Annotated in this window: 17 protein-coding genes; 13 read left to right on the top strand and 4 right to left on the bottom strand. The window is 69.5% G+C overall.

What is annotated here, in order from left to right; all coding sequences use genetic code 11:
* The 7 genes from C5F44_RS09580 to C5F44_RS09550 form a co-directional block, all read left to right on the top strand.
* The coding region (locus C5F44_RS09580; protein ID WP_146161926.1) for an ATP-binding cassette domain-containing protein at positions 1 to 876 on the top strand (876 nt) is incomplete at its 5' end.
* Positions 873 to 2,171 (top strand): HlyD family type I secretion periplasmic adaptor subunit, encoded by a 1,299-nt coding sequence (locus C5F44_RS09575; protein WP_107673297.1) that lies wholly within the window; start codon positions 873 to 875, stop codon positions 2,169 to 2,171. The genes C5F44_RS09580 and C5F44_RS09575, both read left to right, overlap by 4 nt.
* 150 nt (positions 2,172 to 2,321) lie before the next feature.
* Positions 2,322 to 2,780 carry a RidA family protein gene (locus C5F44_RS09570; RefSeq protein ID WP_107673296.1) on the top strand — a complete coding sequence of 153 codons (459 nt, stop codon included), beginning with the start codon at positions 2,322 to 2,324 and terminating at the stop codon, positions 2,778 to 2,780.
* Complete coding sequence (locus C5F44_RS09565; RefSeq protein WP_107673295.1) at positions 2,780 to 3,556, top strand: glycerophosphodiester phosphodiesterase family protein; 777 nt, start codon at positions 2,780 to 2,782, stop codon at positions 3,554 to 3,556. Before C5F44_RS09570 ends, C5F44_RS09565 begins: the two co-directional genes overlap by 1 nt.
* 49 nt (positions 3,557 to 3,605) lie before the next feature.
* On the top strand, positions 3,606 to 4,766 hold the full coding sequence (locus C5F44_RS09560) for a GNAT family N-acetyltransferase (RefSeq protein WP_107673294.1): 1,161 nt from the start codon (positions 3,606 to 3,608) through the stop codon (positions 4,764 to 4,766).
* 77 nt (positions 4,767 to 4,843) lie between these two features.
* Positions 4,844 to 5,452: a glutathione S-transferase family protein gene (locus C5F44_RS09555; protein ID WP_107673293.1), complete on the top strand. Its 609-nt coding sequence runs from the start codon at positions 4,844 to 4,846 to the stop codon at positions 5,450 to 5,452.
* The gene (locus C5F44_RS09550) at positions 5,452 to 5,820 is read left to right on the top strand and encodes a 4a-hydroxytetrahydrobiopterin dehydratase (protein ID WP_107673314.1); all 369 of its coding nucleotides are present in this window, start codon (positions 5,452 to 5,454) and stop codon (positions 5,818 to 5,820) included. Before C5F44_RS09555 ends, C5F44_RS09550 begins: the two co-directional genes overlap by 1 nt.
* A 40-nt stretch (positions 5,821 to 5,860) precedes the next feature.
* On the opposite strand, the gene C5F44_RS09545 is transcribed toward C5F44_RS09550, so the two are convergent.
* On the bottom strand, positions 5,861 to 6,349 hold the full coding sequence (locus C5F44_RS09545; RefSeq protein WP_107673292.1) for a peroxiredoxin: 489 nt from the start codon (positions 6,347 to 6,349) through the stop codon (positions 5,861 to 5,863).
* Between the two features lie 94 nt (positions 6,350 to 6,443).
* Here C5F44_RS09545 and C5F44_RS09540 point away from each other — a divergent pair, with 94 nt between their 5' ends.
* The 5 genes from C5F44_RS09540 (at position 6,444) to C5F44_RS09520 (ending at position 12,106) form a co-directional block, all read left to right on the top strand.
* Complete coding sequence (locus C5F44_RS09540; protein WP_107673291.1) at positions 6,444 to 7,643, top strand: NAD(P)/FAD-dependent oxidoreductase; 1,200 nt, start codon at positions 6,444 to 6,446, stop codon at positions 7,641 to 7,643.
* Complete coding sequence (rsmD, locus tag C5F44_RS09535) at positions 7,640 to 8,203, top strand: 16S rRNA (guanine(966)-N(2))-methyltransferase RsmD (protein ID WP_107673290.1); 564 nt, start codon at positions 7,640 to 7,642, stop codon at positions 8,201 to 8,203. Before C5F44_RS09540 ends, rsmD begins: the two co-directional genes overlap by 4 nt.
* On the top strand, positions 8,200 to 8,853 hold the full coding sequence (locus tag C5F44_RS09530; RefSeq protein ID WP_107673289.1) for an HAD family hydrolase: 654 nt from the start codon (positions 8,200 to 8,202) through the stop codon (positions 8,851 to 8,853). Before rsmD ends, C5F44_RS09530 begins: the two co-directional genes overlap by 4 nt.
* A 77-nt stretch (positions 8,854 to 8,930) precedes the next feature.
* Complete coding sequence (locus tag C5F44_RS09525; RefSeq protein ID WP_107673288.1) at positions 8,931 to 10,946, top strand: oxidoreductase; 2,016 nt, start codon at positions 8,931 to 8,933, stop codon at positions 10,944 to 10,946.
* Between the two features lie 254 nt (positions 10,947 to 11,200).
* A complete protein-coding gene (locus C5F44_RS09520) occupies positions 11,201 to 12,106 on the top strand; it encodes a LysR family transcriptional regulator (RefSeq protein WP_107673287.1) in 906 nt (301 codons plus the stop codon).
* Between the two features lie 12 nt (positions 12,107 to 12,118).
* Here C5F44_RS09520 and C5F44_RS09515 read toward each other — a convergent pair whose 3' ends face one another.
* Genes C5F44_RS09515 through C5F44_RS09505 form a run of 3 tightly spaced genes read right to left on the bottom strand, consistent with a single transcriptional unit; the run spans position 12,119 to position 14,560 of the window.
* Entirely contained in the window at positions 12,119 to 13,111 is a 993-nt protein-coding gene (locus tag C5F44_RS09515; protein ID WP_412917537.1) for an OmpA family protein, read from the bottom strand.
* A gap of 19 nt (positions 13,112 to 13,130) precedes the next feature.
* On the bottom strand, positions 13,131 to 13,844 hold the full coding sequence (locus tag C5F44_RS09510) for a GNAT family N-acetyltransferase (RefSeq protein ID WP_107673285.1): 714 nt from the start codon (positions 13,842 to 13,844) through the stop codon (positions 13,131 to 13,133).
* The gene (locus tag C5F44_RS09505; RefSeq protein ID WP_107673284.1) at positions 13,841 to 14,560 is read right to left on the bottom strand and encodes a competence/damage-inducible protein A; all 720 of its coding nucleotides are present in this window, start codon (positions 14,558 to 14,560) and stop codon (positions 13,841 to 13,843) included. The genes C5F44_RS09510 and C5F44_RS09505 overlap by 4 nt, the downstream gene beginning before the upstream one ends.
* Before the next feature lie 146 nt (positions 14,561 to 14,706).
* Here C5F44_RS09505 and map point away from each other — a divergent pair, with 146 nt between their 5' ends.
* On the top strand, positions 14,707 to 15,516 hold the full coding sequence (map, locus tag C5F44_RS09500; RefSeq protein WP_107673283.1) for a type I methionyl aminopeptidase: 810 nt from the start codon (positions 14,707 to 14,709) through the stop codon (positions 15,514 to 15,516).
* Positions 15,517 to 15,547: the final 31 nt, after the last annotated feature.

Genomic DNA, 15,547 nt, shown 5'->3' with positions numbered 1-15,547 from the left:
GAAACCGCCATCGGCCACTGGCCGCTGATGACCCGCGCCCGCGCCGCCGGCGCCCGGCTGGCGGCCCTGCTGGCCGCCGTGCCGCCGGACCGGCCCCGCCTGCCGCTGCCGCGCCCCGCCACCGGCCTTTGGGTGCAGGGGCTGACGGTCATTCCCCCCGGCGCCACGACCCCGGCCCTGCGCGCTGTCAGCTTCCGCCTGGCCCCGGGGCAGGTGCTGGGCGTGATCGGCCCCTCGGGCGCCGGCAAGACAACCCTTGCCCGCGCGCTAACCGGCGGCTGGCGCCCGGCAGCGGGCTGTGTCCGGCTGGGTGGCGCCACGCTGGACCAGTATGATCCCGCCGATCTGGCGCGGCTGATCGGCCACCTGCCGCAGCGGGTGTCGCTGTTCGAGGCCACGGTTGCCGAAAACATCGCCGGGCTTGACGAAACCGCCGACCCCGCCGCCATTACCGCCGCCGCGCAAAAGGCAGGGGTGCAGGATCTGATCCTGCACCTGCCCGCCGGCTATGACACACCGCTGGGGGCCAACGGCGCCGGCCTTTCCGGCGGACAGATCCAGCGCATCGGTCTGGCCCGCGCGCTGTATGGCGACCCCGCGCTTCTGGTGCTGGATGAACCCAACGCCAGCCTTGATGCCGAAGGTCAGGCCGCGCTGAACCACGCCATCCGCAGCGCCCGCGATGCCGGGGCGGCGGTGGTGGTGCTGGCCCACCGCCCCGCCGCCCTTCAACCCTGTGATCTGCTGATGGTGCTGGCCGAGGGGCGGGTGCAATCGTTTGGCCCGCGCGACCAGATCCTGCGCGAAACCCTGCGCAATGTCGGCCAGGTGGCACCCGCGCTGGGGGCCAGCGCCTTTGCCGGCGGTGTCGCATGACGCCGGCCTTCTGCTCGGCCCGCCGCCCGGTGATGCTGGGGCTGGGTACGCTGGCCGGGCTGGCCCTCGCCGCCATGCTCTGGGGCAGCCTTGCCCCGATTTCGGGCGCGATCATCGCCTCGGGCCGGGTTGAGGTGGCGCAGAACCGGCAGGTGGTGCAGCACCCGGATGGCGGCGTCGTGGCCGAGATCCGGGTCACCGATGGCGCGCATGTCGCCGCCGGGGATGTGCTGGTCCGGCTGGATGGCAGCGCGCTGGCCTCTGACCTTGCCATCCTGCAGGGCCGTCTGACCGAACTTTCCGCCCGCCGCGCCCGGCTGCTGGCGGAACGTGACGCAGCCGCCGCGCCGGTGTTTCCGCCCGCCCTGCTGGCAGAGGCCGCCACCCACCCCGAGGTGGCCGAACAAGTGGACGGCCAGCGCCGGCTGTTCACCGCGCGGGCGGAAAGCCTGACCGCCGAAACCGGCCAGTTGCGCCGGGAGATCGACCAGATCCGCGCCCAGATTGACGGCATCGCCGCGCAATCCGATGCGCTGGTGGTGCAACTGGCGCTGATCCGGCAGGAACTGGCCGCGCAACAGGCGCTGCAGGCCAAGGGGCTGGCGCAGGCCGCCACCGTGCTGGCCCTGCAACGGGAAGAGGCCCGGCTGGCGGGGCAGGCGGGGGAACTGGCCGCCGTGCAGGCGCAGGCCCGCGCCCGCATCACCGAAACCGAAATCCGCATCACCCGCCTGACCGCCGACCGCCGCGAAGCCGCCATGGCCGAATTGCGCGACATCGCCCCGACCGAGATGGAACTGGTCGAACGTGCCCGCGCCCTGACCGACCGGCTGGCCCGGCTGGACCTGCGCGCCCCGGTCTCGGGCGTGGTGCTGGGGCTTGCCGTGACCACGCCCCGCGCCGTTCTGCGGCCGGCCGAACCCGTGCTGTTCCTTGTGCCGCAGGACCGCCCGCTGCTGATCGCCGCCGCCGTTTCGCCCTTGCAGGTGGCCGGCGTGCGGCCCGGCCAGCCGGCAGAACTGGCCTTCCCCGCGCTTGCCGCCCCCGGCACGCCGCATCTGACGGGCCGGGTCACGCTGGTATCGGCCGATGCGCTGGCCGATCCGGCCACTCATGCCGCCTATTACCGGGTCGAGATCGCGCCCGATCCCGGCCAGATCGACCGGCTGGCCGGACAGGCGCTTGTGCCCGGAATGCCGGTGCAGGCCTATCTGTCAACCGGCCCGCGGTCGCCGTTCGGCTGGCTGGTGCAGCCGCTGACAGATGCCTTCGCCGGCGGCCTGCGCGAAGGATAGGGGCCGCCGAAATATTGGCAGATCGCGGAAGCCGCCAATCAACCCGTTGATATTGCTTTGCCAACGGCCTGGCCCGACCCGGGACAGTCCCCTTGCCCGCCACGGCCCGCCCGGCTAGGCTCCGCCGCAACCCGACAGGAGGAAGAACCCATGTCCGTCGAATCCCGTCTTGCCGATCTTGGCCTGACCCTGCCCGAAGCCCCGGCCCCGGCGGCGAACTATGTGCCCTTCGTGGTGGTGGGCAATCTGGTCCATATCTCGGGCCAGATCAGCCAGAACGAAGCCGGCCTGATCAAGGGCAAACTGGGCGCCGACCTGTCCATCGAACAGGGCGCCGACGCCGCCCGCCGCTGCGCCCTGTCGCTGCTGGCCCAGTTGAAACGCGCCTGCGACGGCGACCTGTCGCGCGTGGTGCGGGCGGTCAAGCTGGTGGGCTTCGTCAACTCGTCGCCCGATTTCATCGACCAGCCCAAGGTGATCAACGGCGCCTCGGACCTGATGGTCGCCGTGCTGGGCGACGCCGGCCGCCATGCCCGTTCGGCCGTCTCGGCCGCCTCGCTGCCGCTGGGCGTGGCCGTCGAGATCGAGGCCCTGTTCGAGATCCGCTGATGCCCCGCCGCATCGCCCTGCCGCCCGCCTTCCTGCGCGCGCCCATCGCGCACCGTGCCCTGCATGACCGGGCGCAAGGCAGGGTCGAAAATTCGCCCGCCGCCATACAGGCGGCGCTGGACCACGGCTATGCCATTGAGATTGACCTGCAACTCAGCGCAGACGGCGTGGCCATGGTGTTCCATGACGAAACGCTGGACCGGCTGACCGCAGAAACCGGCCCCGTCACCGCCCGCAGCGCCGCCGACCTGGGCCGCATTGGCCTGACCGGCGGGGCGGACACGATTCCCACCCTGACGCAGGTGCTGGATCAGGTGGCCGGCCGCGTGCCCCTGCTGATCGAGATCAAGGATCAGTCGCTGGTCATGGGCCCCACCGATGGCCGGCTTGAGGCCGCCACGGCGCAGGCGCTGCAAGGCTATGCCGGCCCGGTGGCGGTGATGTCGTTCAACCCTGCCGCCATTGCCCATATGGCCCGGCTGGCGCCCGAGCTGCCGCGCGGCCTGACCACCGCCGCCTATGACGCCGAAAGCTGGCACCCGCTGCCCGAAGCGGCCTGCGCCCATTTCCGCGCCATCCCGGATTATGACCTGCTTGGTTGCAGCTTCATCAGCCATGAAGCCGCCGATCTGGGCCGCGACCGGGTGGCGCACCTCAGGGCGCAGGGGGCGGCCATCCTGTGCTGGACCATCCGCTCGCCCGCCGAAGAGGCGGCGGCACGGAAGGTGGCGCAGAATGTCACCTTCGAGGGCTATCTTTCCCCGCTGCCCGCTTGACCCGGGCGGCGGCGGCCCCACCTTGCCCTCGGGCAACCCCAAGGGCGCCATGGCCGAAATCACCCTGCACGACAGCCTGACCGAAATCGACGCATCCGCCTGGGATGCGCTGGCCGCGCCCGAACAGGCCGATGGCGGGCGCCCGGTTGATCCGTTCACCACCCACCGCTTTCTGGCGGCGCTGGATCGGTCGGGGTCAACCGGCGCGGCGTCGGGCTGGCAGCCGAAGCCGCTGATCCTGACCGAAGCCGGGCAGCCGGTCGCCGCGCTGCCGCTTTATGCCAAGACCCACAGCCAAGGCGAATACATCTTCGATCACACCTGGGCCGAGGCCTATGAACGCGCCGGCGGGCGCTATTACCCCAAGCTGCAGGTCGCGGTGCCCTTCACCCCGGCCACGGGCCGCCGCTTTCTGGGCCTGCCCGAACACCGCGCGGCCCTGGCCCGCGCCGCCATCGGGCTGACGCGGGGCAACGGGCTGTCCTCGCTGCATGTCACCTTCTGCACCGCGGACGAGGCCACCGATCTGGCCGGGACCGATGGCCTGCTGCACCGTGTCACGCAGCAGTTCCACTGGGAAAACCGGGGCTATGGCGGTTTCGACGATTTCCTGGCCGACCTGTCCAGCCGCAAGCGCAAGATGATCCGCAAGGAACGCGACACCGCCCGCGCGGCGGGGCTGACGATCCGGGCGCTGACCGGCGACCAGATCGAACCCCGCCACTGGGCGGCCTTCTGGGCCTTTTACCAAGACACCGGCAGCCGCAAATGGGGCCGCCCCTACCTGACCCGCGCCGCCTTTGACGAATTCCACCGCACCATGCGCAACGACATCCTGCTGGTGCTGGCCTTCCGCGACGACCGGCCGGTGGCCGGGGCGCTGAACTTCATCGGGCGCCACACGCTTTACGGCCGCTACTGGGGCTGCGTGGAAGATCATCCCTGCCTGCATTTCGAACTGTGCTACTATCAGGCCATCGACTGGGCCATCGCCGCGGGCCTGCACCGGGTCGAGGCCGGGGCGCAGGGCGAACACAAGCTGGCGCGCGGCTATCTGCCCGCCGAATGTCATTCGCTGCACTGGATCGCCGATGCCGGCTTCCGCAAGGCCGTGGCGCAGTATCTTCAGGCCGAACGGCAGGCGGTGGATGAGGAAATCGAGGTTCTGACGGCCTATGGCCCGTTCCGCCGCGGCGACAGGGCCGAGTAACGCCGCGGGGGCTTCACGCCCCCGCACCCCCGTGGGGTATTTGTGCCAAGATGAAGCGGGGAATCGGAGGACGCCTGATGCTGACATTCTACACCAATCCGATGTCGCGCGGACGAATGGTGCGCTGGATGCTTGAGGAAACGGGCGAACCCTATGAAACGGTGGTGCTGGACTATGGCCCGCCGATGAAATCGGCCGAATATCTGGCGCTGAACCCGATGGGCAAGGTTCCGACGCTGGTGCATGACGGCAAGGTGATCACCGAAGTGGCCGCGATCTGCACCTATCTGGCGCAGGCTTTCCCGGAAAAGGGCCTGATGGCCAGGGACAGTGCCAGCTTTTACCGCTGGATGTTCTTTGGCGCCGGACCGCTGGAACAGGCGGTGGTGAATGCCTCGTTCGGCTGGGCGCCACAGGGCCCGCAAGAGGCCCGCCGCACCGGCTATGGCAGTCTGGAAACCGTGGTTGCCACGCTGACCGATCATCTGGCGAAGAACGATTACATCGCCGACGGACGGTTCACGGCGGCCGATGTCTATCTGGGCAGTCAGGTCGGCTGGGGTCTGGCGTTCAAGAGCATTCCCGCCAACGACACGCTGGCCGCCTACTGGGCGCGGCTGGAACCGCGCGCCGCCCGCAAGGCCGCCGCAATCAAGGATGACGCCCTGATGCCGACGAGGACATGATGACCGATCTTCTTTCCACCGACGACCGCGCCGCCCTGCTGCCTGCCCTGGGTGAAACCGGCTGGGCGGCCGTTCCGGGCAAGGATGCCCTGCGCAAGATCCTGAAGTTCAAAAACTTTTCGGAAGCCTGGGGCTTCATGTCCCGCGCGGCGCTGATGGCGGAAAAGCTGAACCACCATCCGGAATGGAAGAACACCTACAATGTGGTGGACGTGACCCTGACCACGCATGACGTGCAGGGGCTGACCCGGCTGGACATCGACCTTGCCCGCGCGATGGACCGTTTCGCCGGCAGCACCGAGGTGCAGCGCAACCATGGCGAGCCGGTCAGTTCGCTGTGCGAGGCGCGGGCCAGCCGCAAGGCCTGAGCGGCGGCCCCGCAGGGATGTGCGGGGCCGCGCCTTGGGTTCAGATCTGCGACAGCAGGGTTTCGCCGGCCGAAATCTCGCAGGCGCCGGGGCTTTCCTCAAGGTTCAGCACCTTGACCACGCCGTCCTCGGCGTAAAGCGCATAGCGCTTGGACCGGGAATGGAACCCGATGGCCGGAACATCGAAATCCATTCCGATGGCCTTGGTGAACGAAGCATCGGCATCGCCAAGGAAGGTGATCCCGGCGGCGGTGGCGCCGGTCGATTCCCCCCAGGCCTTCATCACGAAGGGATCGTTGACCGAGACGCAGATGATTTCATCCACGCCCTTGGCATCGAATTTCGCCTTGTTGCGGATGAAGCTGGGCACATGGGCGGTGGTGCAGGTGCCGGTATAGGCGCCGGGCAGGCCGAAGATCACGACCTTGCGGCCCTGAAGTTTCGGGCCAAGCGCCACCTGTTCGGGGCCGTTCGCGCCCATGGTCAGCAGCGTTGCGTCGGGCAACCAGGCCCCGGTGGAAATGGTCATGCGCGCGTCCTTCCTTGTCTGGCGGTGTCTGTGCGTTGCACCTGTCGGTCAGCCGGATATAGGGTCGGGCAAGAGACATGCCAAAGGAAATGCGATGCGTGTGGTGATCGTGGGGGCCGGGCAGGCCGGGGCGGCGCTGGCGGCGAAGTTGCGGGCACTGGGGCACGAAGGGCCGATCACCATGATCGGCGAGGAGGCGGCGCCCCCCTATCAGCGGCCGCCGCTGTCGAAAGGCTATCTGCTGGGGCAGATGGAGGAAGACCGGCTTTGGCTGCGCGCCCCCGATTTCTGGGCCGAGAATGCCATCGACCTGCGGCTGGGCACGCCGGTGACGGCCATCGACCGCACCGCGCGCACCGTAACGGTGGGCGACGAGACGCTGGCCTATGACGCGCTGGCGCTGACCACCGGATCGGCCCCGCGCAGGTTGCCGGCGGCGATCGGCGGCGATCTGCAGGGCGTGTTCACCGTGCGGACGCTGGCCGATGTCGATGCGATGCGGGCCGAATTCGTGCCGGGGCGGCGGGTGGTGATCGTCGGCGGCGGCTATATCGGGCTTGAGGCTGCGGCGGTGGCGTCGAAGCTGGGGCTGGCGGTGACGGTGCTGGAAATGGCGCCACGCATCCTGCAGCGCGTCGCGGCGCCGGAAACCAGCGACTATATCCGCGCGCTGCATCAGTCGCATGGCGTGACCATTCTGGAAGGCACTGCGCTGGAGCGGCTGCTCGGCGGCCCGCGCGTCACCGGGGCCCGGCTGGCCGACGGGCGCGAAGTGCCGGCGGATTTCGTGATTGTCGGCGTGGGCATCACCCCCGGCACCGCGCTGGCCGAGGCGGCGGGGCTGGCGCTGGACAACGGCATTGCAACCGACGAGATGGGCCGCACCTCGGACCCGGCGATCTGGTCGGCGGGGGATTGCGCGTCGTTTCCGTGGAATGGCCGGCGCATCCGGCTGGAATCCGTGGGAAATGCCATTGATCAGGCCGAAGCGGTGGCGGCCAACATGCTGGGCGCGGACCGGCCCTATGTGGCGACGCCGTGGTTCTGGTCGGACCAGTTCGACCTCAAGCTGCAGATCGCCGGGCTGAACACCGGATATGACCGGATCATCACCCGCAGCGAAGGTATGGCGGGGGTAAGTTTCTGGTATTACCGGGGTAACACCCTGCTGGCGGTGGACGCGATGAACGATCCGCGCGCCTATATGGTGGGCAAGCGGCTGATCGACGCCGGCAAATCGCCCGCGCCCGAGGTGCTGGCCGACGCGCCTGACCTGAAGGTGCTGCTGAAGTGAGGATCATCGGCGGCGCGCGACGCGGCCTTTTGCTGGCCGAGGTGGGCGAGGGCGATCCCGCCGCGCATCTGCGCCCTACGTCCGACCGGGTGCGCGAGGCGATCTTCAACCTGCTGATCAACGGCGCGGGGGAAAACCCGCTGCCCGGCGCGCGGGTGCTGGACCTGTTCGCCGGCACCGGCGCGCTGGGGCTGGAGGCGCTGTCGCGCGGTGCGGCGCGGGTGGCCTTTGTCGATGACGGGGCCAAGGCGCGGGCGCTGTTGCGGGCGAACATCGAAAAGATGCAGGCCATGGGCACCACCGATGTCTGGCGCCGCGATGCCACGCGGCTGGGGCCGAACCGTGGCCCCGGCTATTCGCTGGTCTTCCTTGACCCGCCCTATCACAAGGGTCTGGGCGAGGCCGCCCTTGCCTCGGCCATCGAAGGGGGCTGGCTGGCCCCCGGCGCGGTGATCGTGTGGGAGGAAGGCACCCCGCCGCAACCGCCCGACGGGTTCACCCGGCTGGACCAGCGCAAATATGGCGATACGCTTGTCACCCTGCTGAAAGCGCCGGAATGACCCCGGCCGCCGTTCTGTTCGACTGCGACGGCGTTGTCGTCGATAGCGAAGGCCCGACCTTCGACCTGCTGATCGAAGACTTGGCTGCGCATGGGCTGGTGCTGACCCGGCATCAGTTGGAAACCGACTATATCGGCGGCACGATCGAGACCGTCGCCACCCGGGCGCGGGCGGCCGGGGCGCGGTTGCCGCAGGACTGGGTCGCGCGGTTCTATGACCGGATGTATGCCATGCTGGCCGCCGGTACGCCGCTGATCCCCGGCATTGTGGCCGTGCTGGACGCGCTGGATGCGGCGGGCGTTCCCTATGCGATGGGGTCGAACGGCACGCTGGAAAAGATGTCCATCACGCTGGGCCAGCACGGGCTGCTGTCGCGGTTCCGCGCCACGCTGTCGGGGCAGGCGCTGGGCCGGCCCAAGCCCGCGCCAGACCTGTATCTGGCCGCCGCCGCAGCCTGCGGGGCCGATCCCGCCGCCTGCGTGGTGATCGAGGACAGCGCCACCGGGGCCCGGGCGGCGCTGGCGGCGGGCATCCCCTGCCTTGGCTTTGCCCCGCATGGCCCCGATGCCCCGGCCGCGCGCGGCATGGCCGCGCTGGGGGTGCCGCTTTTTGCCGATATGGCCGGGCTTCCGGCGCGGCTGGGGCTGTGACCCGCCCCAGATGACGCCGCGTTGCGGATGACGAACGCGCGCGCTCGCGTCATTCTGCCGGACAAGGGAGAGCCAGCATGTCCGATTTCAGCCACCTTCTGTCGCCCATCACCCTGGGCACCACCACCCTGCGCAACCGCAGCCTCATGGGGTCAATGCACACGGGGCTTGAGGAAACCGGCGACTGGGGCCGGGTGGCCGCCTTCTACGCCGCCCGCGCCCGGGGCGGGGCGGGGCTGATCGTCACCGGCGGCATGGCCCCCAACCGCGAAGGCGGCGTCTTTCCCGGCGCGGCGGGCCTGTTTTCCGACAAGGACATCGCCAACCACCGCCGCGTGACCGATGCGGTTCACGCCGAAGGCGGCCATATCGCGATGCAGATCCTGCACGCGGGCCGCTATGCCTATTCGCCCGACTGTGTGGCGCCTTCGGCGATCAAGTCGCCGATTTCGCCCTTCCCTCCGCGCGAGCTGGACGAGGCGGGGATCGAGAAGCAGATCGCCGACATCGCCACCGCCGCCGCCCGCGCCATCGAGGCCGGTTATGACGGGGTCGAGGTGATGGGGTCGGAAGGCTATTTCCTGAACCAGTTCCTTGTCACCCGCACCAACAAGCGGACCGACCGCTGGGGCGGGTCTTACGAAAACCGGATGCGCCTGCCGGTCGAGGTGGTGGCGCGCGTGCGCGCCGCGCTGGGGCGCGACCCGATCCTGATCTTCCGGCTGTCGCTGATTGATCTGGTGCCCGAAGGATCAAGCTGGGACGAGGTGGTGCACCTGGCCCGCGCGGTGCAGGCGGCGGGGGCCAGCATCCTGAACACCGGCATCGGCTGGCACGAGGCGCGGGTGCCCACCATCGCCACCTCGGTGCCGCGCGCGGCCTTTGCCGACCTGACCGCCCGGCTGCGCCCCGAGGTGCAGATCCCGGTCATCACCTCGAACCGGATCAATGCGCCGGATGTGGCCGAACGGCTGCTGGCCGATGGCATGGCCGACATGGTGTCGATGGCGCGGCCCTGGCTGGCCGATGCCGAATTCATGGTCAAGGCGGCCACGGGCCGGGCGCGCGACATCGCCCCCTGCATCGCCTGCAACCAGGCCTGTCTGGACCACACCTTCAGCGGCAAGCTGACAAGCTGCCTGGTGAACCCCCGCGCCTGCCATGAGACCGAGCTGGTCTATGCCCCGGCCGAGACACCCAGGCGGATTGCCGTGGTGGGGGCCGGTCCGGCGGGAATGATGGCGGCGATCGTCGCCGCGCGGCGCGGGCACAAGGTTACGCTGTATGAGGCGTCCGGTCAGGTGGGCGGGCAGTTGAATCTGGCCAAGCAGGTGCCGGGCAAGGAAGAATTCCACGGTCTGGTTGACTGGTTCGCCCGGCAGCTTGACCATCCGAACCTGACCCTGCGGCTGGGCAAAACCGCCACCGAGGATGCCCTGAAAGGGCAGGATGAGGTGATTGTCGCCACCGGCGTCACCCCGCGCGATCCGGGGATTCCGGTCGAGCCGGGCGCCCATGCGCTGAGCTATCTTGAGGTGCTGCGCGGGGCGCAGGTCGGCCCGCGTGTCGCCATCGTGGGCGCGGGCGGCATCGGCTTTGATGTGGCGGAATATCTGGTTCATTCCGGCGAAAGCCCGGCCGAGGACACCGCGCTGTGGCGGCGCGAATGGGGCGTTGCGGCGCCCTGGCTGTCCCCCGGCGGGCTGGCCCGCCCCGACCCCGAGCCGCCCGCGCGGCAGGTCTGGCTGTTGCAGCGCAGGGCCGAACAGCCGGGCAAGCGGCTGGGCAAGACCACCGGCTGGATTCACCGCGCCACGCTGGCCGCCAAGGGCGTGCAGATGCAGGGCGGCGTGACCTATGACCGGATCACCGCCGAGGGCCTTTGGGTCCGCCGGGGCGAGGATGCGCAACCGGAACTGCTGGCGGTGGACAGCGTGGTTCTGTGCGCCGGGCAGGAACCGGCACGCGGCCTGTCGGCCCGGCTGACGGCGGCGGGCATCGCGCATCATCTGATCGGCGGGGCCGATGTGGCCGCCGAACTGGATGCCAAGCGCGCCATCGACCAGGCCGCCCGGCTGGCCGCAACGCTTTGACGGGCCGGCTTTCACGCGGAAGGCGAATCACGGCAGTAACCACCCGCCCGCGCGCCGGACCTGCGCGGGCGGGCGGGTGGCGCTCCTTCCCCGCTGCCGTGCGAATCCCCTGCCCTGCCGCCGGTTTGCCGGTTTCCATGCCATGAACGGTTCGCGGTTTTATCCCGGATAGGTCGCGGTCGCGCCGCGTTACCGCCCCAATTCTGCTGTCAGATCGGGGCTACCCGCTTGTCGCTGCCCGCATGAGGATCTGGATGGACCGACTGACCGAAATGGAAGCCTTCGCCACCGTGGTGGATCAGGGCGGCTTCACGGACGCGGCCAAGAAGATGGGCATCTCGAAGTCTGCCGTGTCCAAGCATGTCTCGGCGCTTGAGGCGCGGCTGGGCGCGCGTCTTCTGAACCGCACCACCCGCCGCGTTTCGCCGACCGAGATCGGGCTGGCCTATTACGACCGCGCCCGCCGCGTGCTGAATGACGCGGGCGAGGCGGATGCGCTGGTCACCTCGATGCAGTCGGCGCCGTCGGGCCTGTTGCGAATTTCGGTGGCCACCGATTTCGGGGTGAACCTGCTGTCGCCGATCCTGGGGGATTTCCTGCTGGAATACCCCGACATCACCGTGAACATGGTGCTGAACAACCGCTATGTCGAACTGATCAGCGAAGGCTTCGACATGGCGATCCGGGTGGGCGATCTTGAGGATTCGTCGCTGCGCGCGCGCAAGCTGACCGAAACCACCCGCCGGATGATTGCCGCGCCGGGCTATTTCCGCAAGTTCGGCCGCCCGACCCGGATTGACGACCTGAACGAGCACAAGCTGCTGCATTATTCCAACCAGGCCAATGGCAATGTCTGGAAGATCACCGCGCCGTCGGGGGAAAAGCGGCAGGTGCGGTCGAACGGCTGGCTGACGGTGAATGACGGGCAAAGCCTGCTGAATGCGGCCATCGCGGGGCTGGGCATCGCCTATCTGCCGTCGTTCCTGTATGCCGATGCGCTGCGCCGGGGGCTGGTGGAAGAGGCCATCCCCGGCCTGCCGGTCGAGGTGATGGGGATCTATGCGATCTATCCGCCGGGCCGGTTCACCCAGCCCAAAGTGCGCGCCTTCATTGATTTTCTGGCGCAGCGCTTCATGGAAAAGGGCCCCGACAACTGGTAGGCGCCGCCGCCGTCAGTTGACCAGCGGCACCGCCTCGACCCGCCGGTTGCGGGTGCGGCCGTCCTCGGTGGCATTGGTGGCGCGCGGCGACAACGGACCGGCCCCTTCCGCCGTGACGCGCGCGGCGTCCACGCCATAGCCCTGGATCAGCGCCTGGCGCACCGCCTCGGCCCGCTTCTTTGACAGCGCCACATTGGCGGCCAGCCCGCCCGAGGCATCGGTATGCCCGACCAGCATCACCCGCCGCGCGGGATCGGCGCCCAGCCAGCCCGCCAGCGCCAGAAGCGACGGGTAGGCCCCCGGTTCCAGCCCGCCCGAGCCCGAAGCGAAAACCAGATCGTCCAGCGCCACCGGAAGCCCGGCATCCAGCGGCGCCATGTCAGGCGCCGCCGCATCGGCAGAGGGGGGCGTGACCGGGCTGACCGGGGCCGCCGGCAGGGGAACGGCGTCGGGCGCCGGGGCGGCGGCATCGGACGGCGCGTCGGACGGGGCCGCAGGGGCCGCGCCTTGCGCGCTGATCTGGATCACCTGCACGAACACCGCCCCGGTGGACCGGCTGACCAGCACGCCAACGCCTTCCTCGCCGCGCAAGGCGGCCAGAAAGCGGAACTCGCCCAGATCCACATGCATCGCGGGTTCCGGGATCACATCGGTCGCGAAGCGGAAATCGAACCCGCCGCAACGGCGGTCTTCACATTGGAACACCACCTCATACCCGGCGGCGACCAGTTGGTCGCGCAGCGGCACCAGCACATCCAGCAGCGGCGCCCCCGGCGCATCCAGCCGGTAGGCGCGGCGGTCCAGCGCCCCTTCCAGCCGATGCACCGGCACCCCTTCGGCCCCGAACAGCCCGACCGGCAGGTTATAGCTGCCATGCGGGTTGGTACTGCTGGCCTCGGCCGTGACCGGGGCCGGCATCACGGGGCGGAACGCAGCCTCTGCCGCCGCGGGCAGGGGGAACAGCAGCGCCGCGACCAGCGGCAAGACGGAACGGGGGGGCAACACGCGGGCAATCGTCCTTGCTTCAGGGCCGGTCCGGCGCGGGGCCGGCCCGGTAATGATACTGTCCCACAACCCGCATCCCGAGGCGATCATAAAGCGCCCGCGCGGCTGTGTTCCGCTCTGTCACCACCAGCGAAAACAGCGTGGCCCCGGCTTCGGCGGCCCAGTTCGCGGCGGCGGTCAGCAGGTGGCCCGCCACGCCGCGCCGGCGCTGCGCGCTGCGCACCTCAAGCGCGTGCAGCATCGCCACATCGCCCTGGCAGGCCACGAAGGCCGCGCCGGCGGGCCGGTCATCCGCCCGGGCCATCAGCGCCGTCTTCGGCCCCTGCACCCGCTGCATCACGGCAATCCGCGCCGGGCCGATGCCGCCTTCGGCCCAGACGGCGCGCGCCGCTTCCAGCGGCGGCCAATGGGCAAAGGTGGACAGGAACGGCGTCTCGCCCTGCAAACTGGCCACCGGGGCGGCATAGGCCACCACCGGATCAACCACCGCGAAGCCGCGCGCCGCCAGCGCGGCATCCAGCGCGGCATCGCCCTGGCGGATCAGGAACAGCGGTTCGGCCATGGCGGCAATCGCGGCCTCCAGCGCGGCGGCGTCCCAGGCGCCCTCGGCACTGGCCGCCGACACGCGCTTGCCGCCCCCCGCGCCATCGCGCAGGCGGAACGGCCCCAGATCGCGGCTTGCCGCCGGGGGCCAGGTCGCCTCCATCACGGCGGCCAGATGGTCGGGCGTCATCCGAACAGCCCCGTCAGCCGCACCATGGCCGCATCCAGCCGGGCCGGATCGCTGCCACGGATCACCAGATTGGTGCCGAAGGCACCGTTCAGGCTGAACGGGTAAGACCCCATCGACAGATCGGGATACTCGGCCGCAAGCGCCGCGAAATCGGCGGCAATCTCGCCCTCGCCCCGCAGAACGCGCAGGGTCTGCGACAAGAGCGGCGCACCCCCCGTCAGCGTGGGCAGCACACCGGCCAGCATCGCCTCGAAGATCTTGGGCACCCCGGCCATGACATGCACATTGCCGATGCTGAACCCCGGCGCGACCGAGATCGGGTTGTCGATCAGCCGCGCGCCTTCGGGGATGCGGGCCATGCGCTGGCGGGCCTCGTTGAAGGGCATACCCTGCCGGTCATAATGCGCCTGCAACAGCGCCATGGCATCGGCGCGGTGGCTGATCGGGGCGCCCATCGCCTCGGCCACGGCATCGGCGGTGATGTCGTCATGCGTCGGCCCGATGCCGCCGCTGGTGAACACATGGTCATGCGCCGCCGACAGCGCCCGCACGGCGGCCACGATGGCGGCATGGTCATCGGCCACCACCCGCGCCTCGCGCAGGTCAATCCCGCTGCGCGTCAGTTCCCCGGCCAGGTAATGCAGGTTCGAATCGCGCGTGCGCCCCGACAGGATTTCATCCCCGATGACCAGCATCGCCGCTGTCGGATTGGCCATGGCCCTGCCCCTGTCTGCGTTCCCATGCGCGGTATATCCGGCGGCGGCGCACATTCCAACTCCCCGCCAACTCCCCGCCCTTCACCTGCTGCCCGCTCTGGCCAAGCGCGGGGGTTGTGCCTATGTAGGGCACGAAAGGACCACCCATGGACGATACCCCTATCCGCACCACCCGTGATGGCATCCGCATCTATGACGCGGCCGATTTCGCCGGTATGCGCGACGCAGGCCAGGTTGCGGCCGAAATCCTGGATCAGGCCGCCGCCCTGGTGAAGCCCGGCGCCACCACCGCCGAGATCGACGATTTCATCCGCGAAGAGATTGTCCGCCGCGGCGTGGTTTCGGCAACCATCGGCTACAAGGGCTATCAGCACGCGTCCTGCATCAGCGTGAACCATGTGGTCTGTCACGGGATTCCGGGCGGCAAGGTTCTGGCCGACGGCGACATCCTGAACATCGACGTGACCGTCATCGTCGGTGGCTGGTATGGCGACACCAGCCGGATGTATGTGGCCGGCACCCTGTCGCGCAAGGCGGAACGCCTGGTCGAGGTCACGCATGAGGCGCTGATGCGCGGCATTGCGGCGGTGAAGCCCGGCGCCACCTTCGGCGACATCGGCCATGCGATCCAGACCTATGTGGAAGCCAACCGCATGTCGGTGGTGCGCGATTTCTGCGGCCACGGGCTGGGCCGGGTGTTCCATGCGCCGCCGAACGTGCTGCATTACGGCCGCCCGCGCACCGGCCCTGTGCTGGAAGAGGGCATGTTCTTCACCATCGAGCCGATGGTGAACCTTGGCCGCCCCGAGACCAAGATCCTGGCCGACGACTGGACCGCCGTCACCCGCGACAAATCGCTTTCGGCGCAATACGAACATTCCATCGGCGTCACCGCAACGGGGTGCGAGATCTTTACCCTGTCGCCGTCGGGCAAGTTCTTCCGCACCTGGGAATAGGCCGCGCCCGCGCCAGTCATTCCAAATTTGC

Source organism: Fuscovulum blasticum DSM 2131 (genome assembly GCF_003034965.1).
GTDB lineage: Bacteria > Pseudomonadota > Alphaproteobacteria > Rhodobacterales > Rhodobacteraceae > Pseudogemmobacter > Pseudogemmobacter blasticus.
This window is presented reverse-complemented; position numbering and strand designations above follow the sequence as displayed.